Annotated in this window: 19 protein-coding genes; 13 read left to right on the top strand and 6 right to left on the bottom strand. The window is 37.8% G+C overall.

The window, feature by feature from the left end; genetic code table 11:
* The 3 genes from ACXAGS_RS00725 to ACXAGS_RS00715 all read right to left on the bottom strand — a co-directional run bounded on the left by ACXAGS_RS00725 (window position 1) and on the right by ACXAGS_RS00715 (window position 3975).
* Window positions 1–735 carry a LytR/AlgR family response regulator transcription factor gene (locus ACXAGS_RS00725; RefSeq protein WP_010518766.1) on the bottom strand — a complete coding sequence of 245 codons (735 nt, stop codon included), beginning with the start codon at window positions 733–735 and terminating at the stop codon, window positions 1–3.
* A gap of 868 nt (window positions 736–1603) precedes the next feature.
* Window positions 1604–2257: a gluconate 2-dehydrogenase subunit 3 family protein gene (locus ACXAGS_RS00720; protein WP_010518765.1), complete on the bottom strand. Its 654-nt coding sequence runs from the start codon at window positions 2255–2257 to the stop codon at window positions 1604–1606.
* Entirely contained in the window at window positions 2257–3975 is a 1719-nt protein-coding gene (locus ACXAGS_RS00715; protein WP_474903700.1) for a GMC oxidoreductase, read from the bottom strand. Before ACXAGS_RS00715 ends, ACXAGS_RS00720 begins: the two co-directional genes overlap by 1 nt.
* A gap of 145 nt (window positions 3976–4120) precedes the next feature.
* On the opposite strand from ACXAGS_RS00715, the gene ACXAGS_RS00710 reads away from it, so the two are divergent.
* The 11 genes from ACXAGS_RS00710 (at window position 4121) to ACXAGS_RS00660 (ending at window position 15419) form a co-directional block, all read left to right on the top strand.
* Window positions 4121–5134 (top strand): sugar phosphate isomerase/epimerase family protein, encoded by a 1014-nt coding sequence (locus ACXAGS_RS00710; protein WP_474903698.1) that lies wholly within the window; start codon window positions 4121–4123, stop codon window positions 5132–5134.
* 21 nt (window positions 5135–5155) lie between these two features.
* Window positions 5156–5599 carry a DinB family protein gene (locus ACXAGS_RS00705; RefSeq protein ID WP_474903697.1) on the top strand — a complete coding sequence of 148 codons (444 nt, stop codon included), beginning with the start codon at window positions 5156–5158 and terminating at the stop codon, window positions 5597–5599.
* Between the two features lie 32 nt (window positions 5600–5631).
* Window positions 5632–6861, top strand: coding sequence for an MFS transporter (locus tag ACXAGS_RS00700; RefSeq protein WP_474903696.1), 1230 nt, complete (start codon window positions 5632–5634; stop codon window positions 6859–6861).
* Window positions 6862–6888: 27 nt separating this feature from the next.
* The gene (locus tag ACXAGS_RS00695) at window positions 6889–8028 is read left to right on the top strand and encodes a Gfo/Idh/MocA family protein (RefSeq protein WP_474903694.1); all 1140 of its coding nucleotides are present in this window, start codon (window positions 6889–6891) and stop codon (window positions 8026–8028) included.
* 119 nt (window positions 8029–8147) lie between these two features.
* Window positions 8148–9200, top strand: a complete 1053-nt coding sequence (locus ACXAGS_RS00690; RefSeq protein ID WP_474903693.1) for a sugar phosphate isomerase/epimerase family protein — start codon at window positions 8148–8150, stop codon at window positions 9198–9200.
* The gene (locus ACXAGS_RS00685) at window positions 9197–9937 is read left to right on the top strand and encodes a 3-keto-disaccharide hydrolase (RefSeq protein ID WP_474903691.1); all 741 of its coding nucleotides are present in this window, start codon (window positions 9197–9199) and stop codon (window positions 9935–9937) included. Before ACXAGS_RS00690 ends, ACXAGS_RS00685 begins: the two co-directional genes overlap by 4 nt.
* Before the next feature lie 11 nt (window positions 9938–9948).
* Window positions 9949–10767 carry a 3-keto-disaccharide hydrolase gene (locus tag ACXAGS_RS00680; RefSeq protein WP_474903689.1) on the top strand — a complete coding sequence of 273 codons (819 nt, stop codon included), beginning with the start codon at window positions 9949–9951 and terminating at the stop codon, window positions 10765–10767.
* A 70-nt stretch (window positions 10768–10837) separates the two neighbouring features.
* The gene (locus tag ACXAGS_RS00675; protein WP_474903687.1) at window positions 10838–11695 is read left to right on the top strand and encodes a YicC/YloC family endoribonuclease; all 858 of its coding nucleotides are present in this window, start codon (window positions 10838–10840) and stop codon (window positions 11693–11695) included.
* Window positions 11692–12294, top strand: coding sequence for a guanylate kinase (gene gmk, locus ACXAGS_RS00670; protein ID WP_474903686.1), 603 nt, complete (start codon window positions 11692–11694; stop codon window positions 12292–12294). Before ACXAGS_RS00675 ends, gmk begins: the two co-directional genes overlap by 4 nt.
* Window positions 12291–12878 carry a nicotinate (nicotinamide) nucleotide adenylyltransferase gene (gene nadD / locus ACXAGS_RS00665; RefSeq protein ID WP_474903684.1) on the top strand — a complete coding sequence of 196 codons (588 nt, stop codon included), beginning with the start codon at window positions 12291–12293 and terminating at the stop codon, window positions 12876–12878. The genes gmk and nadD overlap by 4 nt, the downstream gene beginning before the upstream one ends.
* A 63-nt stretch (window positions 12879–12941) precedes the next feature.
* A complete protein-coding gene (locus tag ACXAGS_RS00660) occupies window positions 12942–15419 on the top strand; it encodes a zinc-dependent metalloprotease (RefSeq protein WP_474903683.1) in 2478 nt (825 codons plus the stop codon).
* A gap of 78 nt (window positions 15420–15497) precedes the next feature.
* On the opposite strand, the gene yiaA is transcribed toward ACXAGS_RS00660, so the two are convergent.
* The gene (gene yiaA / locus ACXAGS_RS00655; protein ID WP_474903682.1) at window positions 15498–15953 is read right to left on the bottom strand and encodes an inner membrane protein YiaA; all 456 of its coding nucleotides are present in this window, start codon (window positions 15951–15953) and stop codon (window positions 15498–15500) included.
* Between the two features lie 155 nt (window positions 15954–16108).
* Between yiaA and ACXAGS_RS00650 the strand changes: the two genes are divergently transcribed.
* Window positions 16109–17575 carry a YfdX family protein gene (locus ACXAGS_RS00650; protein ID WP_474903681.1) on the top strand — a complete coding sequence of 489 codons (1467 nt, stop codon included), beginning with the start codon at window positions 16109–16111 and terminating at the stop codon, window positions 17573–17575.
* Here ACXAGS_RS00650 and ACXAGS_RS00645 read toward each other — a convergent pair.
* Complete coding sequence (locus ACXAGS_RS00645; protein WP_474903680.1) at window positions 17559–18272, bottom strand: DUF6503 family protein; 714 nt, start codon at window positions 18270–18272, stop codon at window positions 17559–17561. The genes ACXAGS_RS00650 and ACXAGS_RS00645 overlap by 17 nt on opposite strands.
* Entirely contained in the window at window positions 18265–20544 is a 2280-nt protein-coding gene (locus ACXAGS_RS00640; protein WP_474903679.1) for an inorganic phosphate transporter, read from the bottom strand. Before ACXAGS_RS00640 ends, ACXAGS_RS00645 begins: the two co-directional genes overlap by 8 nt.
* A 159-nt stretch (window positions 20545–20703) precedes the next feature.
* Here ACXAGS_RS00640 and dgt point away from each other — a divergent pair, with 159 nt between their 5' ends.
* The gene (gene dgt, locus ACXAGS_RS00635) at window positions 20704–22062 is read left to right on the top strand and encodes a dGTP triphosphohydrolase (RefSeq protein WP_474903677.1); all 1359 of its coding nucleotides are present in this window, start codon (window positions 20704–20706) and stop codon (window positions 22060–22062) included.

Below are 22062 nucleotides of genomic sequence, written 5' to 3'. Positions count from 1 at the left end.
TTATAATAAGTCTAGGAAGTCTGATTTTTTTTGCCTAGAAACAGGGATTTTATGGCCAGACTTTAAGATAACATAACCGTCTGTTTTAAGGTACTCTTTAATTTTACCTAAGTTAACAATAAACGAATTGTGTATTCTAAAGAATGAATTTTCTGGTAATATAGCATTAACTTCTTTTAGTTTTTTTGTCAATACCAATTTTTGACCATCTTGTAGATATAACGTACTGTAGTTACCATCAGATTCCGCATACATAATCTCATCACTTTCTAAAAATAATAACTTGCCGTCTGTATTAATGGTAATCTTTTTATCTAAAGACCTAGAATTGAAGTTTAATAATATCTGTTCTAACTTTTCAGAAGTCTGATGCTTATCGTTGTATTTTTTGATTTTAACAATGGTGTCATTTAAATCATCCGTGTCAATAGGTTTTAACAGGTAGTCTATTGCTTCATTTTTAAGCGCTTTTAACGCATATTGATTGTATGCGGTTGTAATAACCACCGGAAAATTCTTGTTTTTTAAACTTTTTATAAACTGAAAACCATCCATTAAAGGCATTTCTATGTCTAAAAATAGACAATCTGGCGTGTTTAGTTCTAGGTAATTAAGGGCTTCATGTGCATCTGTAAACGAAGCTACAATGTTAACTTCATTACTTAAGTTGCTCAATTCCCAGCTTAGACTTTCTAACGCTTTGGCTTCGTCATCTACGAGTACGGCTTGTAACATACAGCGATTATTTAGTATAAATATAGAATACTAGATGGATTTTGCTTAAATAATTGTATCCATGGATAACAATTGGTTATGAATGGTAAGTTATTGAACATCAATAAAATGAAAGAAAAAGATTACATTTTGATAAAATGTTAAAATTTTTCTGTCAGAAAGTAAAAATGGTCAGTGCCATTTGCACATGTTTTGGTACCAATTATACAAACTGTAGTTTTTCTGTTTAGCTATGATGCTACTTTAGAGGCAGATTACTTTACCATTAAACCAAACTAAAATGAGAAAGTGTATCATTTTGTTCATCGTATTATTGATTTCCTTGGTTTTTGCTGTGGTGACAGAAACTGATTCTAGTTCTGGCACGGACAGTAAAGAATTATTGGCCATCAATGAGTAAGATACATTATTGCCAACCAACGTACGGCCGACCAATGTGCATAAGCATATGAATTTACAATATAATGCGCTAGATACGTTTAAAGTGCTAGGTTTCGGGGGAACTACCTAGGCTTTTAATTATCACTACACCGCATTGGCCGTACGGTTTGGTAATGAAATATTAAGACCAAGAATTTTCTTGGTCTTTTTTTTGCAATTTGTTGAACCAAAAGCTTAATAGGATTAACCAAATTTCGGTTCTGTTAAAAAAAAATGCAGTTTATCGATAAATAATCTGTAAAAACATGTTCCACAGCTATTTATTATCTATTGTGTTTCTTAAATTTGCAATGGATATTGCAACAATTGAGTGATAGTGTTTATTAGATTTAACGCCCTTGAATTTTTCAAGGGCGTTTTTCTTTTCTATACCATAAAAAAAGCCCTCCTACAGGAGGGCTTTCTAACTAATAATTTAAGTTTAGTTTTAAAGAGACCACGCTTTATTGTTGGTCAATTCTGTAACATCTCCACAAGGTACGTATTCTCCCGGAATTGGAAGGTATGCAAGTACCTCTTCTCCAACATATTCTGAATTTTTATACGCAAAAGTAGCCATATCCCTTATATCATTGGCAAATGAGAAGTTGGCGATATCTTCTTCTAGAGTAGCTTGGCCACCTTGCATTATAGACTCCATGTAGTTATTAATGGCTTTGGCGTGCAATTCTTCCTCTTCGTCTGTACGTTTGGTTAAATATTGCTTTAGGGCCGGTTCTATATCTTCTACGGTTAAATCTTGCAAACTCTCCTTACCAGATGTTTTCAGGATTTTATTGTAAAACGTATCCATTTTTAAACGAACAAAATCTTGTTGTTCTTTTGGAAGTACTTCATTTAAAAAAGAATCTATGAACACATGCACGTTCATTTCCGTTGCTGAAGGTGTTTCCGTTTTTGGTAAGATAATGTCCAAGGTTTGCGCTAAGGCATAACCTTTGTCTTTGTCTAAAAATGTAGGAACCCACTCTGCATAAGAAGGCTTGCCCTTACAACTTTGTAGTACGCTCAATAAGGTAGGGGTGGCAACGGCATAGCCAAAAGCCAATCCCATATTTTTAAGTGCCGATCTTCTTTCCATTATAAATTACCTTTTTTTAGTTCTTGTGCTGCATGGTTTGCTGCTCTTGCCGTAAATGCCATATAGGTTAAAGATGGATTTACACAAGATGCCGAGGTCATAAATGCACCATCTGTAACGTAAACATTTTTACATCCATGTACTTGGTTGTTTGCATTTACTACAGACGTTTTAGGGTCATTGCCCATACGTGCGGTACCCATTTCATGAATACCCAAACCAATTGCATAGGTATTGTCATATGGTACAATATCTCTTGCACCTGCTTTTTCTAACATTTGTACGGCTTGATCTTGCATATCCTTACGCATGTTAAGCTCGTTTTGTCTTATTTCTGCATCAAAAGTAACCGTTGGCAAGCCCCATTGATCTAGCTTGTCATAGTCCAAGGTCATTTTGTTGTCATGGTATGGTAAAATCTCACCAAAGGCCAGCATGTTCATATTCCAACCACCAGGGGATAGTACGGCATCTTTATAGGCTTTACCAAAAGTTGCTTCTGCCACCAATTCTTCATAATCCCCTCTACCAGCTCCACCTTGGTATCCGTAACCACGTGTAAAATCTTTCATGTCCGAGGCGCCACCTAGGTTTCTAAATCTTGGAATGTATATGCCATTAGGTTTTCTACCTTTATAATACTTATCGTCAAACCCATCCATTTTACCTCTTGCACCTACAAGAAAATGATGGTCCATTATATTATGGCCCAATTCACCGGAATCATTACCTAAACCATTAGGAAATCTATCGGATTTGGATTGCATTAAAATAGAGGTAGAGGCAACCGCAGAAGCACATAAGAAAATTACTTTTGCCTTAAATTCAAAAGTTTCTTTAGTTTCTCTATCTATTACCTTAACGCCTGTTGCTTTTTTGGTATCTGGATCGTACATGATTTCATGAACGATAGAATCTGGCCTTAGGGTTAGATTACCCGTGGCCTCGGCAGCTGGTAAAGTAGAAGACAAACTACTAAAGTAGGCACCAAAAGGACACCCTCTTACACAACGATTTCTAAATTGACAGCGTACACGCCCATCACCTTCAAACTTTTTATCACTATTTATGTGTGCAACCCTACCCGAGGTAATTATTCTACCGTCAAAGTGTTCTGCTACCTGTTCTCTTACATGTTGCTCAACACAGTTAAGCTCCATCATTGGCTCAAACTTACCGTCTGGTAATTGGGGTAAGTTCAAAAGTTCACCAGAAACACCTATGTAGGATTCAACCTTGTCATACCAAGGGGCAATATCTTTATAGCGTACGGGCCAATCTACAGCAATACCTTCATTCTTGTTGGCTGCAAAGTCCATATCACTCCATCTATAACTATGCCTACCCCACATTATGGATCTACCACCAACATGGTAACCACGCATCCAATCAAAACGTTTAACTTCATTATAAGGATGCTCCAAATCATTAACAAACCAATGTCTGGACTCTTCCTTTACGGTGTAACCCGTTCTAGCTTGTTTTTCTTGTTTTTTTAAATCTTCCGCTGTAGGATTCCCTGCGTGTTTAAAATCCCATGGATCTTTGTTGGCGGTAACATAGTCTTCTCTATGCTTAACCATTCTACCTCTTTCCAACACCAAGGTCTTTAAACCGTTCTCGCAGAGCTCTTTTGCAGCCCAACCGCCGCTGATACCCGTTCCAACCACGATGGCATCATAAGAATCCTGCTCTTCGTTGTAATAGAATTTGCTCATTTAGTTTTCAATTGTTTATTCTCTAAATGTATTAAATATTAAATTAATTTTCTACATTTATTCCCTATGTATATTAAGAATATCGTACTATAACGTTATAGTTGTCGGTATTTTTTGCAAAATCAATAAATACTAAATGACCACCATGAAAAGACGAATTTTTATAGGTAATTCCGCTAAAATTGGACTAGGAGTTGCACTACTAGGAACTTATGCTTGCAAACAAACAAAGAAGGAAAATGAAAAGGATGAAATAACGGCAGAGGAAAAAACGGATGAAGTTGAAAATAATGCCTTGTTTTTTGAATTGTCTTTGGCGCAATGGTCAATCAATAGAATGATAAGACAAGATGGTCTTGATCCATATAGTTTTGCGGAAAAAGCAAAAAACTGGGGTTTTACTGGATTAGAATATGTTAGTGGTCTTTATTATCCAGAATTGGAGAAGGAGAATTTTTCGGAAGCTGCAATGAAGAATTTTGTTGATAAATCTAATGCAGAAGCAGAAAAGTATGGGTTAAAGAATTTACTTATTATGGTAGATGGTCAAGGAAACTTGGCTACCGCAGATGAGGCGGAGCGTAAAGCGGCCATAGAAAATCATTACAAATGGGTAGATGCGGCCAAGGCAATGGGCTGCCATAGTATCAGGGTAAACCTAGCAGGAAGCAACGATCCTAAGGAATGGGTGCCTGCTGCTGTTGCCGGGCTAACTGGTCTAAGCACCTATGGTAAGGAAAAGGGTATAAATATTATTGTTGAAAATCATGGAGGCCTCTCTTCTAACGGAGCATTGTTAGCGGAAGTGATGACGAAAGTTAATATGGACAATTGCGGTACCTTACCAGATTTTGGAAACTTCTGTATTACAAGAAAGGACCCTAAAGATTGGAGTGCCGGTTGTGCCGAAGAATATGATCGTTACAAAGGGGTGAAAGAGTTGATGCCTTTTGCAAAAGCAGTGAGTGCTAAATCTCACGACTTTGATGCTCAAGGTAACGATACCGGAACAGATTATGAAAAAATGCTTCAAATTGTAAAAGATGCTGGGTATACCGGTTTTATTGGGGTGGAGTATGAAGGAAATGAACTGGGAGAAGAAGCCGGAATTATAGCAACTAAGGAACTTCTAGAAAAAGCGGGTAGACAAGTAAGTTAATGTCGAAAATCAGAGTGCTATATGGAGACTTTATTTAATCCTCTTTTTGATTATAATTACCAAGCCAATAAAACTTTGATTACACAAGCTTTAGAAAAACCCAACTATCCTCCTAAATGTACAGAATGGTTAAGCCATATTTTAAATGCTCACCATATTTGGAATAAAAGAATATTAGAAGAGGAAGCAAGTTATACTGTTTGGCAATTACACAAACCAACAGCTTGGGAAGACCTGCACTACGAGAATCAAAGGGAAACATTTGAGATTCTTAGAAATTTGGACGATTTTACGAAAAGGGTTTCGTATACCTCTAGCCTAGGCAAGAATTTTTCCAATGAGGTGAAAGATATACTGTTTCACATAGTAAACCATTCCACCCATCATAGAGGACAAATAGCTGCAGAATTAAGAAAGAACAACATTGAACCTAAAGAACTGGATTATATTTATTTTAAACGATAAAAACCACAATTAACTAAATAAACTCAAATTTAATGGAACAGATAAATAAGAATAAATTATTTGTAGCCGCGTGTATCTCCCTAATCGTTACTTCCATGACATTTGCCATTAGGGCGGGAATACTTACCCAGCTAGGCGTAGATTTTGAAATTAATAATACCCAACTGGGCTATATTAACAGTATGGCTTTTTTAGGCTTTCCAATAGCCATGCTAGTAGGTGGCTTTTTGTACAATTCCATAGGGCCTAAAAACCTGTTGATAATAGCTTTTGTGGGTCACATACTTGGTCTTTTGCTTACCATTTTTGCGGGTGGTTTTTGGTCTTTGATTATTTCTACCTTCTTTATAGGGGTGGCTAACGGTTCTGTAGAAGCCGCCTGTAATCCTATGATAGCAGATATGTATACCAACAACAGAACGGCTATGCTAAATAAATTTCATGTTTGGTTTCCTGGCGGATTGGTAATTGGTTCGCTTGTTTCTAAATTTATGACAGATGCGGGTATGGGCTGGCAATTGCAAATTGCTACCATGCTAATACCTACAGCTATTTATGGTTTCTTGATTTTTACACAGAAGTTCCCAAAATCAGAGAATATAGAATCTGATACTTCTTTGAACATAAAAGCGCTGGCAGACCCATTGTTCATATTTATGATAGTGTGTATGACGCTGACGGCTACATCAGAATTTATTCCCCAACAATGGGTAGAAACCATTTTGGGTAGCTCCGGGGCAAGTCCTATGTTGGTACTGGCCTTGGTAACCGGTATTATGGCTTTGGGTAGGTTCTTTGCAGGTCCGTTGGTACATAAATTAAATCCAATTGGGGTATTGTTCATGTCTGCCATTATTACTGCGTCTGCTATTTATTTTATGAGCGTAGCAGAAGGAAGTATGATTTACGTGGCCGCAGCACTATTTGCGTTAGGGGTTTGTTATTTCTGGCCTACTATGATTGGTTTTACTTCAGAATACACCCATAAAACGGGTGCCTTAGGTATGTCTTTAATGGGAGGCGCGGGAATGTTCGCGGTTTCTATTTGGAACCCAATTATTGGTTCTAGGTTAGATACGGAAAAAGCGACCGCTTTAGCATCTGGTTTAGTAGGCGAGGTAGCAGATATAGCAGCCGGTAGGGCAGTATTGGGCTTTATGGTTTTCTTTCCTTTGGCACTAGTACTGTTATTTGGAATTTTGTTCGCCCTAAGACAAAAAATTGAAAAGAGAAGATTAAATTCTCATGTAGAAACAGCTTAATTAATAAATCTTAAAATTTAAAAAAGAATGCCAAAGAAAATAAGATTGGGAATTGTTGGCGGTGGTGGAGATTCGCTAATTGGTGTTTTGCACCGTGTAGCTTCTCATATAAATGATAACTACCAGATTACAGGTGCAGTTTTTAATCCAGACTTTGAAAAAAACAAAGAGTTTGCAGAAGAGATAGATGTTCCCTTGGATAGAATCTATACTGATTTTGATGCTATGGTAGAAGAGGAGCTAAAGTTGCCAGAATCCGAAAGAATTCAGGTTTTCTCTATTCTTACCCCAAACTTTTTACACTTTCCAATGGCAAAGAAGTTATTGGAAAACGGTTTTCATGTTATTTGTGAAAAACCAATGACTACTTCTTTGGAAGAAGCTAAAATATTAGCGGAAACCCATAAAAAGGCAGGGACCATATTTGCGCTAACCCATACCTATACAGGTTATCCAATGGTTCGTCAAATGCGTGAAATGATCAAAGCCGGTGCTTTGGGAAAAATTCACAAGGTAGATGCACGCTATTACCAAGGGTGGATTAATCCTATTATACATGACAAAGAGAAAAGAAATAGCGTTTGGCGTTTAGACCCAGAAAAAGCAGGTATCAGCTCGTGTATGGGAGACATTGGGGTACACGCGTTTAATATGGTAGAATATACCACTGGTCTAGAAGTTGAATCCTTGTTGTGCGATTTTAATTACCTATACGAGGACAACAAGATGGATGTGGATGGCACGGTTCTTATTAGAATGGGAGACCATGTTAAGGGTGTTATTAGAGGTAGCCAAGTAGCAACAGGTGAGGAAAATGGTTTGGCCATTGCTATTTATGGCGAAAAAGCTTCATTTAGATGGGAACAAGAAAAACCCAATTTCTTGTATATGATGAGCGATACAGAACCTACCAAGATTTATAAACCCGGTCATGCTTATAATAGCGAATTTTCCTTAGATGGAACCAAGTTGCCGGCAGGGCATCCAGAAGGTATTTTTGATTCTATGGCCAATATTTATCTTGGTGTGGCAAGGGCCATTAGAGGAGAGGGCCAAAACGATGGTGCCTACCCAACTATGAAAGACGGTGTTAGAGGCATGAGTTTTATAGAAGGTACCGTAGCATCACATAAGAACGGAAACGTTTGGGTAAAAGTGGAAGGTTAAAATTCAATAGGATTATACTTTAAAGGACTGCTTTTGCGGTCCTTTTTTACATAACTTCAGATGGGCTATGTAAATTAATTTAAAGGTAAAACAGTAACTAAGTATTTAAAGAACAACAGATGAAAACAATAAAAGGGCCAGCAGTATTTCTGGCACAGTTTGTAGATAGTAAGGCGCCATTTAATTCTTTAGACGGTCTGTGCGAATGGGCTTCTGGATTAGGGTATAAGGGCATTCAAATTCCCACATGGGAAAGCTTTTTAATTGATTTGGATAAGGCGGCAGAGAGCCAAACCTATTGTGATGATTTAAAGGGCAAGATTAATTCTTATGGTTTGGAGATTACAGAACTGTCTACCCACTTGCAAGGCCAGTTGGTTGCCGTAAACCCTGCCTACGATAGCATGTTCGATGGTTTTGCGCCAGAAGCTGTACGTAACAATCCTAAGGCAAGGACCCAATGGGCTATAGATACCGTTAAAAAAGCGGGAACAGCTAGTAAAAGGTTAGGATTAAGTTCGCACGCCACCTTTTCTGGAGCGTTACTTTGGCAAACGGTTTATCCTTGGCCACAGCGTCCGGCCGGCTTGGTAGATAAAGGTTTTAATGAACTAGCTAAGCGTTGGATGCCTATTCTTAATCATTTTGATGAAAACGGAGTAGATGTATGTTATGAAATTCATCCAGGAGAAGATTTACATGATGGGGTAAGTTTTGAGCGTTTTTTAAAAGCAACTGGTAACCATAAGCGTGTAAATATGCTTTATGATCCAAGTCATTATGTATTACAGCATTTAGATTACATCACTTTCATAGACTATTATCATGAATTTATAAAGGCCTTTCATGTTAAGGATGCAGAATTTAATCCAACCGGAAAACAAGGCGTTTACGGCGGATATTCAGATTGGATAGACCGCGCTGGCAGGTTCCGTTCTTTAGGTGACGGGCAGGTAGACTTTAGTGCAATATTCTCCAAACTTACCCAATATGGTTGTGATGTTTGGGCGGTTATGGAATGGGAATGTTGTATGAAGAGTCCCGAGCAAGGAGCAAGGGAAGGCGCACCATTTATACAAAAACATATAATTGAAGCTACGGAGAAAACTTTTGATGATTTTGCCGGCGGAGACGTGGATGAGGCTTATTTAAATAGTATTCTGGGATTATGAAAAAATGGATAGGATTAGTGGTTGTATTGGTCATAGTAGCGTGCAAGCAAGAAAAGAAAGAAGACCCGGTAAAAGAAGTGGTAGAGGAATTATCCCAAGAAGTGGCAGCGCCAGATTGGGAGGTGTTATTTGATGGTAGCTCTTTTGATGATTGGCATTATTACAATGGCGGAGCAGTTACAGAGCCTTGGAAAATAGAAGATGGTGCTATGGTGTTTTATCCACCAAAAGAGCGCAATGGCGAAAGCTATAATCTTGTAACTAATAAAGAGTACACCAATTTTTTATTACAGTTAGAGTGGAAAGTAGCAAAAGGTGCTAATAGTGGTATCTTTTATGGAGTAAAGGAGCTAGAAAAATTTGGGCAACCCTATGCTACAGGTCCAGAAATTCAGGTGCTGGATGATGAAAATCATCCTGACGCCAAAAATGGTACTACACACCAAGCGGGTGCTTTGTATGACATGGTGGCTCCAAGTGAAAAAACCGTAAAGCCTATAGGTGAGTGGAATAGTGTGGAAATTAAGATAGATCACCAAGCTAACCAAGGCTACGTAATACAAAATGGAACCAAAATCGTAGAATTTCCGGTAAATGGTGAAGCCTGGACAAAGATGGTAGAAAATTCAAAATTTAAAGGTTGGGAAGGTTTTGGTGAATACCAAACCGGAAAAATTGGACTACAAGATCATGGTGATCAGGTTGCCTTTAGAAATATTAGAATAAAAGAACTCTAAAAGAAACTAAAATGAAACTGAATACGATAAGTTTATTAGGCTGTGCTTTACTTTTTATGATTGGTTGCAAGGATCAGCAAGCTAAAACCGCTGTAGAAACGTCAGGAACTAACAATACTGGAATGACCGAGGCTAACAAAGAGGCAGAGCCTACTAAACCAGAAGAAACGGAATTTTATGAGCCCGTACCCCCAAAAGTTAACCTTAACAAAAATGGGGTGCCTAGTGATGCAATAGTGCTTTTTGATGGTGAAAATCTTGAGAATTGGGTTAGTAGTAACGATGAAAATTCTGCGGCTCAGTGGCATGTTAACCAAGATGGTTCCATGACGGTAAACGATAGAACGGGCAACATACAAACCAAGCAAAGTTTTGGTAGTGTACAATTGCATATTGAATGGAAATCTCCGTCAGATGTGCAAGGAGAAAATCAAAGTAGGGCCAATAGTGGGGTGTTTTTACAAAAACGCTATGAAGTACAAGTGTTGGATAATAATGATAATCCTACTTATGTTAATGGCCAAGTAGGCTCAATCTACAAACAATCTGTTCCATTGGCAATGGCATCTAATCCTACGGGCGAATGGAATAGTTATGATATTATTTACCATGCGCCAGAATTTAACGCAGATGGGGATAAAACTAAACCGGCTACAATTACCGTACTTCATAATGGGGTATTGGTACAAGACCATTTTGAAATAGAAGGAACCACAGAGTATATAGGCTGGCCCAAGAACGATGCTCATGGCAAGGCACCTTTAATGCTACAAGACCATGGGGATAATAGTCGTGTAAGTTTTAGAAATATCTGGGTACGAGAACTGTAACTAGATAATAGTAGGGGTAATCAGTATACAATTCTATATTGGTTACCTTTGCCAAAATTTTCCAATTCACATGATTCAATCCATGACCGGTTACGGAAAGCATGTACTGCAGCTTTCCAATAAAAAAATTACGGTAGAGTTAAAATCGCTGAACAGCAAAAACCTGGACATCAACGCGCGTATTCCACAAGCTTATAAAAGTAAGGAGTTGCCATTGAGAAAATTAATTGCCGATGGTCTTACCAGAGGTAAAATAGATTTTGGTTTATATGTAGAGATGACGGGTGAGGAGACTTCTGCTGAAATTAACACCGCTATTGTAAAAAAATACATGGAACAGTTGGGGCAGATTGCAGATGGTGACCAAGTAAAGTTGTTAGAGTTGGCCCTTCGTATGCCAGACACCCTAAAAACAGACAAAGAAGAGATAGACGAAGCTGAGTTTGAATCTATCCAAGATACCGTCTTGACTGCCTTGGAGAATATAAACCTGTTTAGGACTGAGGAAGGTAACGTATTAGAAAAAGATTTTACGGAACGTATTAAAACTATAGCCGTTTTACTAGAGCAGGTAAAATCCATAGACCCGGAGCGCGTAGCTGTGGTTAAGGAACGTTTAGAAAAATCAGTGTCCGAATTAAAGGTGGAAGTAGATGCCAATAGGTTTGAGCAAGAATTGATTTATTACTTGGAAAAGTATGATATAACTGAAGAAAAAGTGCGTTTGGCCAATCACCTCAACTATTTTAAAGAAACTTTGGGCACAGCGGACTCTAATGGTAAAAAGCTTGGTTTTATTTGCCAAGAAATTGGGAGAGAAATTAATACAATTGGTTCAAAAGCCAATTATGCACCAATGCAACAGTTGGTTGTTCAAATGAAAGATGAGTTGGAGAAGATTAAAGAACAATTATTGAACGTGCTATGACAAAAGGTGGTAAGCTTATCATATTTTCTGCCCCTTCCGGTAGTGGTAAAACAACTATTGTAAGGCATTTGTTGCAGCAGCCAGAGTTAAACTTGGCGTTTTCTGTTTCCGCAACATCCCGTGCACCTCGTGGTGAAGAAAAAGATGGTATTAACTACTATTTTATTTCTGCAGAGGAGTTTAAAAAACACATTAAACAAAACGATTTCTTGGAGTGGGAAGAGGTCTACAGAGATAACTTCTACGGTACACTAAATACAGAAGTAGAGCGACTTTGGGCAGAGGGCAAGAACGTTATTTTTGATATAGATGTGGTTGGTGGTTTGCGTATTAAGAAAAAATATCCGGAAGAAACCTTAGCGGTTTTTGTGAAGCCACCTAGTGTGGATGAACTTAAAATTCGACTTAAAAAACGCAGCACGGAAAGTGAGGATAAAATAAACATGCGTATTGCCAAAGCGTCGGTAGAATTGGCTACAGCACCTCAGTTTGATAAGATAATAAAGAATTACGATTTGGATACTGCGCTACAAGAAGCCCACCGTATGGTAGCAGATTACGTAGGGGTAACCGCAAGTATAGATTCTGACAAAGAATGAAAAAGGTAGGGCTTTATTTTGGGACGTTTAATCCCATACACATAGGCCATTTGATTATTGCAAACCATATGGCCGAATTTTCGGATTTGGATGAGGTTTGGTTCGTAATTACCCCACAAAGTCCATTCAAGGTTAAAAAATCGCTTTTAGACAACCACCATAGACTAAGAATGGTAGAAGAAGCCATTGAAGACAACTTTCCTAAACTAAAGGCAAGTACCATCGAATTTAATTTACCCCAACCCAATTATACGGTAGATACCCTTGTGCATTTGGGAGAAAAATATGGCGATAAATACCATTTTTCTTTATTAATGGGAGAGGACAATCTAAAAAGCTTTCATAAGTGGAAAAACTATGAGGTAATCTTAGAACATCATGATATTTATGTGTATCCCAGAATTTCAGAAGGTATTGTAAATCATCAATTTTTAGAGCATCCAAAAGTACACCGAGTAGACGCGCCTATTGTAGAAATCTCCTCCACCTTTATTCGAAAAAATCATAAAGTAGGTAAAAATATTAGACCCTTAGTACCGCCAAAAGTTTGGACCTATTTGGACGAAATGAATTTTTATCGCTAAAATTTAGTTTTATTTAACTTATCTAGATGGTTTTTCCTTTTTCAAAAGTTTCATATTTGAAAGATGAAAAACGTTCTACTTTTAGGATTAGCATGCCTTTTCCTGACCAACCAAACACTAGAAGCTCAAAAATCGAAAAAGAAAAAGAAGAGCAAACAAGAAACTACTACTCCTGCTAAGAAACCAAAAAACGGTATTAAATCTTACGAGGAGGTGATTACCAAAGATGCAAAATCAGATGATGGCGTTTTTAAAGTGCATCAGGTTAATGATGCCTATTTCTACGAAATTCCTTTTAACAACTTAAATCAAGATATGCTTTGGGTAAGTAGAATTGCCCAAATACCCAATGGTTTGGGTGGTGGTTATGTAAATGCAGGTTCTAAAACCAATGAACAAGTAGTGCATTGGGAGCGTTTTCAGAACAAAATATTACTCAAAATAAAATCCTACGTTAATGTTGCAGAAGAGGGTAAGGCTATACGTAATTCTGTTAAGGTAAATAACTATGAGCCTATTCTGTACGCTTTTGATATCAAAACATTTTCTAGAGATTCTACTGCAGCTGTAATTGATGTTACCAAGTTTTTTACCTCAGACGTGCCTGCCATAAGTGGTTTGTCCGCACGGTTGCGCAAAACGTACAAGGTTAAAAAATTAGATAGCGACCGTAGTTTTATTAATAGCGTAAAGAGTTTTCCTAAGAACATAGAGGTAAAACAAGACTTCACTTATGTGGCATCAGAACCGCCAACAGAGGGCAGGGCAGAGACCATTAGTCTACAAATGAATCAGAGTATGATTCTTTTGCCAGAAAAACCCATGCAACCCCGTATTTATGACCCAAGGGTGGGCTTTTTTACGGTAAGTCAGTACGATTTTGGCTCTAAAGAGTTGAAAGCAGATAACAAAACATACATCCGCAGATGGCGTTTAGAACCAAAAGACCCAGAGGCATACGCTAGAGGCGAATTGGTAGAACCCGTAAAGCCCATAGTGTATTATTTAGATCCTGGAACGCCGGAAGAATTGCAGAAGTACATAAAGCAAGGAATAGAAGATTGGCAAAAACCGTTTGAAACTGCTGGTTTTAAAAATGCAATTATTGCTAAAGATGCACCAACCCCAGAAGAGGACCCAGATTTTAGTCCAGAAGATATACGATATTCTGTGGTGCGTTACGTGGCAAGTACCACAAGGAATGCCGTTGGCCCAAGTGTATCTGATCCACGTAGTGGCGAAATTATAGAAAGCGATATTATTTGGTACCATAACCACCTTAGAAGCTACCGCAACCGGTATTTGCTAGAAACAGCAGCGGCCAACCCTTCTGCTCGTACCTTAGATACGCCAGCAGAAGAAATTGGTGAGATGATGCGTATGGTTATTGCTCATGAGGTGGGGCACGCTCTTGGCTTTCCACACAATATGGCAGCAAGTTATGCGTATCCTGTAGATTCCCTACGTAATGGAGCCTTTACGCAAAAAAATGGTATAGCGGCTAGTATTATGGATTATGCGCGCTATAATTATGTGGCACAACCTGGGGATGAAAATATTCGTTTTGTGCGCCAAATGGGTCCTTATGACCATTATGCTACCAATTGGGGGTATAGGTACTTGCCAGAAGCATCTTCACCATCGGAAGAAGTGCCTACGCTAGACCAATGGATTTTAGCAAAAGCAAACAATCCTGTTTATAAATTTGGTAGACAGTCAAGCAGGTTCGACCCGCAATCCCAAACAGAATGTATTGGTGATAATCCCGTATTGGCTAGTACTTACGGACTTAAAAACCTTAAATATGTGGCTGAACATTTACCGGAATGGACATCTGAGCAAACCAATGATTATGCCGATTTGGAAGAGTTGTATGGTGAGTTACTCCGTGTCTATAGTCGTTTTGCGGGTCACGTGACCACAACAGTAGGTGGCGTTTTTGAAGATTTGAAGAAACCTAACCAAGAAGGCGTAGTGTACCATGCGGTACCAAAAGCGGAACAACAAGAGGCTATGCGTTGGTTGCACCAAAATGTATTTAACACGCCTAAGTGGTTGTTAATAGAAGACGCAATGCCTAATATAGATCATGCAGGTTATTTTGAAACCCTACGTAGTGTCCAAGCTAGACAGCTTAATTCTTTATTGAGTTTTGATAGGCTAGGCAGGCTTATAGATAATGAAGAAAAAGGAGGGTACACTACTTACGATATGTTTAAAGAACTGAGGGCTGGTCTTTTTAAAGAGGTAGCTCAAGGAAAGAGCGTTAGCCTATACCGTAGAAATTTACAGCGTACCTATGTAGACCGTATGCAGTATTTAATGACAGAGGAGGATAAAGGCTTCAATTATTCTAGACCTGGTTTTGAAAGTAAACTGGTGTACAATGTAAATACGTCTGATGTAAGAGCATTGGTGCGTGGCGAGTTAGAAACACTTAAAAGGCAACTAAATGCGGTAAAAAATAGTGGTACAACTATAAGTCGTTATCATTACAAAGACCTTATAGCTCGTATAGACAAATTGTTGGCAGTAGATTAGTTTCTTTAATGTTACTAAAAAAGCCCCTTTAGTGCAGCTTGTAAGGCACTAAAGGGGCTTTCGCATTAAAAATTGACTTTATTTTTCGGGCTGCTCGTAATATTTCATATCTCTCGTGTTTTTTTGTACGGCAACTGCAGCAAAAATACTTAAGGTGTAAGACATGCCGTAAAAGCCTTTTTCGCTTAACTCCATATCTGCATTCCATAATCCTATCACTAAGAGAATAATACTGGCAAAGGTGGTGAACCAACTTATGCTGTAATACGCATCTGTAACGGGTAGGCCTTCTAGCCTATCACGAACACTTTTTTGTACAGAGACCACGGAAAAAAGTCCAAATAATAGTAACGTAAAATAATAGCCTTTCTCATTCAGCCAAAGGGAAGAATTCCATAGGCCAATACAATAAGACGCCATTCCAATACTTAAAGCTGCCCAAGATGCAGAAATAAATGCTGGTGATGGTTTTAAGGTTGATTGGTTTTCTTTTCTGGTTTTTACTTCTTTATTGTTTTCTAAAGCATTTTCCATAACTAAAGTTTATAAAATTAGTATGGGGCAAAGCTATTTTAGGACGATGCAATACACAATGGTGTTATTTTTATTATACTTACGATATAAATATTTATGCTTGTCCAAAATATATTGTAATTAGTGATATAATGGCGTATTAAACTTACGATTTAATGGATTTAAAAATACTTATTGATAGTCTTTCTGAGCACGAATTGAAGGAGTTTTTACAGTATTTGGGTAAAAAAAATAAGAGAACTGACGTAAAAAACATAACGTTGGTAAAGCTATTGGCCAAAGGCGATGTTACCAATCTAGACGTAAAACTTTATGGACAAAGCAATAAAAATGCTTTTTATGTGCTGTGTGCCAGAGTCCAAGATGCATTGTTAGAATTTATTGGGAGTTATGGTTTTGAGCATGAAAGTGCAGAAGACTTTCACGCTTTAAAACATTTATTGGCTGCGCGAATACTTTTTGAAAAAGGAACAATTAAAATGGCGCGTAAAGTACTGTTAAAAGCCGAAGAATTAGCTAACGTTATAGATGCCTATCCTATATTGTCTGAAGTAATACAAACCAAAATACAGTTTGCGCATCTGGTGCCCGATTTTACTTTAGCTAATCTGGTGCAAGATTTAGAAGCAAATAATAAAAAACTCCAAACAGCAACACGATTTAATATTGCTTACGCACAAATTAGAGCGCAATTAAAAGAGTCTAACCTACAAAAAGCTTCAAAAGACTTAGAACAAATCTTTTCTGATTTAGACATCGAACTTGAGAACGATTTAAGTTATAAATCGCTCTATCAATTAATGACCATAACGGCAACGGAAGCCAACCTGCAACGTAATTTTTATGCAATATCGCCCTACATAGAACAACTTTTCATCGCACTAAAAAGTAAAGGAGGCGTGCCGGCTAAATACAGGTATTACTATGTGCGTATGTTGCACTTATTGGCGCTATCCTTTTTTAGAACTAAAGAATTTAAAAAGTCTGCTAGTTTATTGTCTGAGTTGGAGACGGTACTAGAAGATGTTGATACTACAGAGCAGAAAGCGTTATTTAAAAAACGAATGCTTCTAAAAGCGCTTCTGCTATTGTATACGGGTAAAGTTGCCCAAGCAGAATTACTTCTAGATGGTTTGCCTACTGCTTCTTTGGACACCAAATTGGTGTTGGTCATGTGTCTTTTTCAACAGGGGAAGTTTAAAGAAGTATATCGGGAGTTGCGTTTGCTTAAAAAATCTGACAATTGGTACGAAGAACATGTGGGTTGGGCCTGGGTGCTTAAAAAGAATATTATTGAGATATTAACGCTTATAGAACTGCAAGAGCACGATTTGGTGCACGCCAAAGGGCAACAATTTAGACGAAAGTTTAAAAGTAAGTTAGTGGCGGTACAAGAAGAGCGGGTGTTGACTTTTATACAATTAGTGTTAGCGTATGCAGAAAACCCTGATTTGGCTACAACTCCAGAATTTAAGGCCAAAGTAGAAAATGCTTTTGACTATAAAGGGCGGAGGCAAGAAGATATCTTTGTTATGAGTTTTTATGCATGGCTTAAATCAAAATTAACCCAGCAAGAACTTTATGCCGTAACGCTAGACCTAGTGTCTAATTTGGATGACTAAGAATGTCCGTGCCTAAAAATTTATCGTCCTTATTGTAATACCACTTGCGTGTTTTAGGCATCTTAATGCCCTTAAAATTTTCTATACCAGATAGTAGTATGTACTCACCATCATTGTCTGCTTCTTTATGGTAAAATTGATATACTTCCATGGCATAAGTGGTAGGGTCAAAATAAAAATACCAAGTGTCTTTACCTACTACGGCATCATAGGTAACTTTTAAAACCAAATACGTTTTACCCTTAAACGTTTTGGTAACCACCTTAGGATCTAGGTTAGTGCCAGGATCTTTTAATTTCATGGGCAGCCCATAAAGATAGGTGTAGTAATCCTTCATCATATAAGCACGGTCACAGTCTAATCTATAGGTAGCTTTTTCTTCTTCAGTAAAATTGCGCTTACCATTAAAACTGATGTTGCAATTATCTTGCTCTAATTGGTATTGCGTTATGTTTTCCTCTTTTTTTACCGTAAGGTTAAACACCTCTTTTGGTAAATTTAGAAAGATAATACTTTCCCGATCAGCACTATTTGGGGTTTCCATAACCACTTTTAAACTGTCTTTAAAGGTTGGCCATTGGCCGTTAGGGTCATGGTAGGCAATAGCTTTATCTAATAATTTTGAGCCAGTTAAAGTTTGGGCATTAATTGCTACCGTACTTACTAAAAAAGCCAGTATACTAATTAATTTACACATCTTTAGGAAGCTTAGCTGGCTCTATAGAGCTGTCGTGTTCGCTGTAGTACAACTCCATTAATCGCATAGTAGCCTTAACAATGTCTTTACTTTCCGTAAGTAAGGAGAAGTATAAAGTGGTATTCTTTGGGCTAGATTCTTCTGTGCGGGTGCGGGCAACTTGCTTCTCTATCTTCTGATCTATAACATCAAAAAGAACTTCTTTTTTAGCCAACAACGGGCTTAAGTTTTCAAAGGAGTGACTTATAAATGCTTTGGAAGTTCCGTTGAACAGCTCTTCTAAATGCTGGTCCAAGTCTTTTAGCTCTTTTATTTGGTTGTATTTAAGCTTTTTGTGGTTGTTGTTAACGTGTTTGTATCCCACTTTACTAATATGTTCCAAACTTTGGGAAATATCTTGTAGATGCCCCAAAAGGTTAATGTAAAAGTTAGAAGCGCCACCAACGCTAGACTCGTCCAGATTTTTAATAAAATAGAAAATATTATTTTGTAAGCTCTCTATCTCCTTAGACATTTTACTTACCTCTTTATTGTTCTTTTTTAAAGTCTCTAAATCGTGCCTGGCTAATCCATTAATGGCACCAGTATAAATTTTATTACTACGCGCTATAACATGGCCAATATTATCCGCGCTTTCTTGTATAACCCCTTGTATGGAGCTACTTTCTGCTTTTCTTAAACTGTCCTCTGCCTTTATTTCTTTGCTCTTTTTATTGTGAGCCATGTAATTTCTAAGGAGTAAAACAGCAGCGATTACCAATAAAACCACTAGAGCAATGAATCCTCCTAAATGCAGTATGTAAGCAATTATAGCAGCAGCGGTAAAAGCACAGATGGCGGTAAAAAACCAACCACCAATTACATTTAATACCCCTGCAACCCGGTATACCGCACTTTCTGCTCCCCAAGCTCGATCGGCTAAAGAGGTACCCATGGTTACCATAAATGTTACGTAGGTGGTACTTAATGGTAATTTCATGGAAGTTGCCAAAGAAATAAGAATACTGGCAACCATTAAGTTAACAGAGGCTCTTACCATATCAAAAGCAGGAGCATCTTGGGTTTTGCTTTTAGGAATATAATTTTTAGGCATGGTAAACCTTGAATCCAGCTTTTTTAACCATGATGGAGGTAGGGTTGCCGTAATATTATTAGATGCGGTTATGGTAAATTTTACAATTTGTCTTGATAAAAAATTGGGTTGAAAACGTTCGTCACCTTCATCTTGTCTGGCTAAATCAACACTTGTTTTTACTACGCTACGTGCTTTGGAAGAAAGCCATAGGGTAATTACCATAATAGCACCAGACAGCAATAACAACAATGTGGGTGTTTTTACGGCTGCCGTTAGGCCCTTCATATTAAAAGAATTTGGGTCTACACCAGAAGCAGACCAGTCTTGATAGGATTGTAAGGCGGCAATGGGTACACCAATAAAGTTTACCAAGTCGTTACCGGCAAAAGCCATTGCCAAGGCAAAGGTGCCTAGTATAATTATTATTCTATAAATATTCCAATTAAAAAGTAGCGTAAACGCCCAAGATATCAAGGACCAGAAAACTAGGTTTATTAGTAGAAACAGGCTTGTAGATTCGGTAATAAATTGCATAAAAGTGGCATCAAATAGATTTGCACTTTTTAGGCCTTTTACCAATATAAAGTAGATGATAGCGGTGATGGCAATACCTCCAAAAATAGATTCTATCCACTTAGGGTTCCTTTTAAAATCAAAAGAAACCAAAATCCTTGTAATGAACTGTACCAGGGCACCAATAGAGAAGGCCACCACCACAGATAGCAAAATTCCAAAAATAATTTCCGTTGCTTTTTGAGTATTTATGTAATTGACCAAATCGCCAAAACTACCATCTGCACTAACTATTTTAACCAATGAAATAGCTACCGCAGCCCCCAATAACTCAAAAACAATAGAAACGGTGGTAGATGTAGGCATCCCTAGGGTATTGAAAAAATCCAGTAACAAAATATCCGTAATCATTACGGCCATAAAAATGACCATGATTTCGGCAAAGACAAATTCAGTTGGATTAAAAATTCCCTTTCTAGCAACCTCCATCATACCGCTAGAAGACATTGCCCCAAACGCAATACCCAAACTAGCAACAATCATTACGGTTTTAAAAGAAATGGCTTTGGAGCCAATTGCGGAGTTTAAAAAGTTAACAGCGTCATTACTAACACCTACAACTAAATCCGTAATGGCAAGGATTGCAAGTGCAATCACCATAAACAAGTAAATATTCTCCCCCATAGGTCGCTTTCAAATAGCGCAAAATTGCTATTATAAATTAAGTTGCAGGTTAATTAAACGTTACCAAATACCCGATGTAGTGTTCTAAAAAAGCAAAGTAATTATAAATTCTATAAAAAGAAGGTTTAAAGTATCTTCGCTAGAAATAAAGACGTTGGCATGGAATGGCATAAATTATTGTCCTTAAAACGATTTGGAGATACCCAAGAAAGACCTAGAAAAGAGCAAGACGAAACCCGATTGGGATTTGAGGTAGATTACGATCGTATTATATTTTCTTCTGAATTTAGAAGTTTACAAGACAAGACGCAGGTTATGCCATTGCCCATTCATATTGGGTCTGATCGTAATTTTGTGCATACCCGATTAACTCATAGCCTAGAAGTAAGTGTGGTTGGTAGAAGTTTAGGTAGAAAGGTAGGAATTGAGCTTTTAAAAAAATATCCTGAATTAAGTACGGAATTAGGGTATCGTTTTAACGATTTTGGCACCATTACTGCTGCCGCGGCTTTGGCTCATGATATCGGTAATCCTCCTTTTGGGCACAGTGGGGAAAAGGCAATTGGTAATTTTTTTGCATCTGGATCGGGAAAGCAGTACAAAGAGTTCCTTACCGATTCCGAGTACCAAGATTTGGTAGATTTTGAGGGAAACGCCAATGGCTTAAGGTTGCTAACGGCTTCTAGAAAAGGTATACCGGGTGGGTTACGCTTAAGTTATGCCACATTAGGAGCCTTTGTTAAATACCCTAAGGCTTCGCTTCCAAAAAAGCCAACCAAACATATTTCGGACAAGAAATACGGCTATTTTCAATCTGAAAAGGTTTTTTTTGATGCCTTGGCCAATGATTTAGGGTTGTTAAAGAAAACCGCAGGAGATAACCCCTCTTACCATAGACATCCATTGGTTTATTTGGTAGAGGCTGCAGATGATATCTGCTATACCATAATCGATTTTGAGGATGGTATTAATCTAGGTTTAATTCCGGAAGATTATGCTTTGGAATACATGATAAAGTTGGTGAAGGATTCCATAAACACCAATAAATATCATGAAATGGAAAGTGTTAGTGATCGGTTAAGCTATTTGCGTGCCCTGGCCATTAACACCTTAATAAATGAAGCAGCTAGGGTGTTCATGGAAAATGAAACGGCTATCTTAAATGGAACATTTGATTGTGCCCTTTTGGATAAAAGTACCTACAAGGCGCAAATTGAGGATATTATTAACCTGTGCGTAAATAAAATTTATCAGTCTAAAGAGGTTGTGGAGAAAGAGCTTGCCGGTTACAAGATAATTGAGAATATTTTAGAGCATTATTGCGAAGCGGTTTTAAATGCCAAGGACAACCGAGCGGGTAGTTATGACCATTTGTTGTTAGGCACCTTGCCCGATCATTTAAAAGATGTAGATAAATCCGTGTATGAGTTACTCTTGGGGGTTTGTTCTTTTGTAGCTGGGTTGTCTGACAGTGCTGCGGTAAAACTAAACAATACCCTTACGGGCAAACAGCTTTAA

The organism is Croceivirga sp. ABH4_376, assembly GCF_056160685.1.
The sequence above is the reverse complement of the archived record's forward strand: the minus strand, read 5'-3'. Positions and strand labels throughout refer to the sequence as shown.

What these genes read in the sequence shown, in the direction of transcription:
- ACXAGS_RS00725 (WP_010518766.1), bottom strand. Translation starts at nt 735, where the DNA reads ATGTTACAAGCCGTACTCGTAGATGACGAAGCCAAAGCGTTAGAAAGT.
- ACXAGS_RS00720 (WP_010518765.1), bottom strand. Translation starts at nt 2,257, where the DNA reads ATGGAAAGAAGATCGGCACTTAAAAATATGGGATTGGCTTTTGGCTAT.
- ACXAGS_RS00715 (WP_474903700.1), bottom strand. Translation starts at nt 3,975, where the DNA reads ATGAGCAAATTCTATTACAACGAAGAGCAGGATTCTTATGATGCCATC.
- ACXAGS_RS00710 (WP_474903698.1), top strand. Translation starts at nt 4,121, where the DNA reads ATGAAAAGACGAATTTTTATAGGTAATTCCGCTAAAATTGGACTAGGA.
- ACXAGS_RS00705 (WP_474903697.1), top strand. Translation starts at nt 5,156, where the DNA reads ATGGAGACTTTATTTAATCCTCTTTTTGATTATAATTACCAAGCCAAT.
- ACXAGS_RS00700 (WP_474903696.1), top strand. Translation starts at nt 5,632, where the DNA reads ATGGAACAGATAAATAAGAATAAATTATTTGTAGCCGCGTGTATCTCC.
- ACXAGS_RS00695 (WP_474903694.1), top strand. Translation starts at nt 6,889, where the DNA reads ATGCCAAAGAAAATAAGATTGGGAATTGTTGGCGGTGGTGGAGATTCG.
- ACXAGS_RS00690 (WP_474903693.1), top strand. Translation starts at nt 8,148, where the DNA reads ATGAAAACAATAAAAGGGCCAGCAGTATTTCTGGCACAGTTTGTAGAT.
- ACXAGS_RS00685 (WP_474903691.1), top strand. Translation starts at nt 9,197, where the DNA reads ATGAAAAAATGGATAGGATTAGTGGTTGTATTGGTCATAGTAGCGTGC.
- ACXAGS_RS00680 (WP_474903689.1), top strand. Translation starts at nt 9,949, where the DNA reads ATGAAACTGAATACGATAAGTTTATTAGGCTGTGCTTTACTTTTTATG.
- ACXAGS_RS00675 (WP_474903687.1), top strand. Translation starts at nt 10,838, where the DNA reads ATGATTCAATCCATGACCGGTTACGGAAAGCATGTACTGCAGCTTTCC.
- gmk (WP_474903686.1), top strand. Translation starts at nt 11,692, where the DNA reads ATGACAAAAGGTGGTAAGCTTATCATATTTTCTGCCCCTTCCGGTAGT.
- nadD (WP_474903684.1), top strand. Translation starts at nt 12,291, where the DNA reads ATGAAAAAGGTAGGGCTTTATTTTGGGACGTTTAATCCCATACACATA.
- ACXAGS_RS00660 (WP_474903683.1), top strand. Translation starts at nt 12,942, where the DNA reads ATGAAAAACGTTCTACTTTTAGGATTAGCATGCCTTTTCCTGACCAAC.
- yiaA (WP_474903682.1), bottom strand. Translation starts at nt 15,953, where the DNA reads ATGGAAAATGCTTTAGAAAACAATAAAGAAGTAAAAACCAGAAAAGAA.
- ACXAGS_RS00650 (WP_474903681.1), top strand. Translation starts at nt 16,109, where the DNA reads ATGGATTTAAAAATACTTATTGATAGTCTTTCTGAGCACGAATTGAAG.
- ACXAGS_RS00645 (WP_474903680.1), bottom strand. Translation starts at nt 18,272, where the DNA reads ATGTGTAAATTAATTAGTATACTGGCTTTTTTAGTAAGTACGGTAGCA.
- ACXAGS_RS00640 (WP_474903679.1), bottom strand. Translation starts at nt 20,544, where the DNA reads ATGGGGGAGAATATTTACTTGTTTATGGTGATTGCACTTGCAATCCTT.
- dgt (WP_474903677.1), top strand. Translation starts at nt 20,704, where the DNA reads ATGGAATGGCATAAATTATTGTCCTTAAAACGATTTGGAGATACCCAA.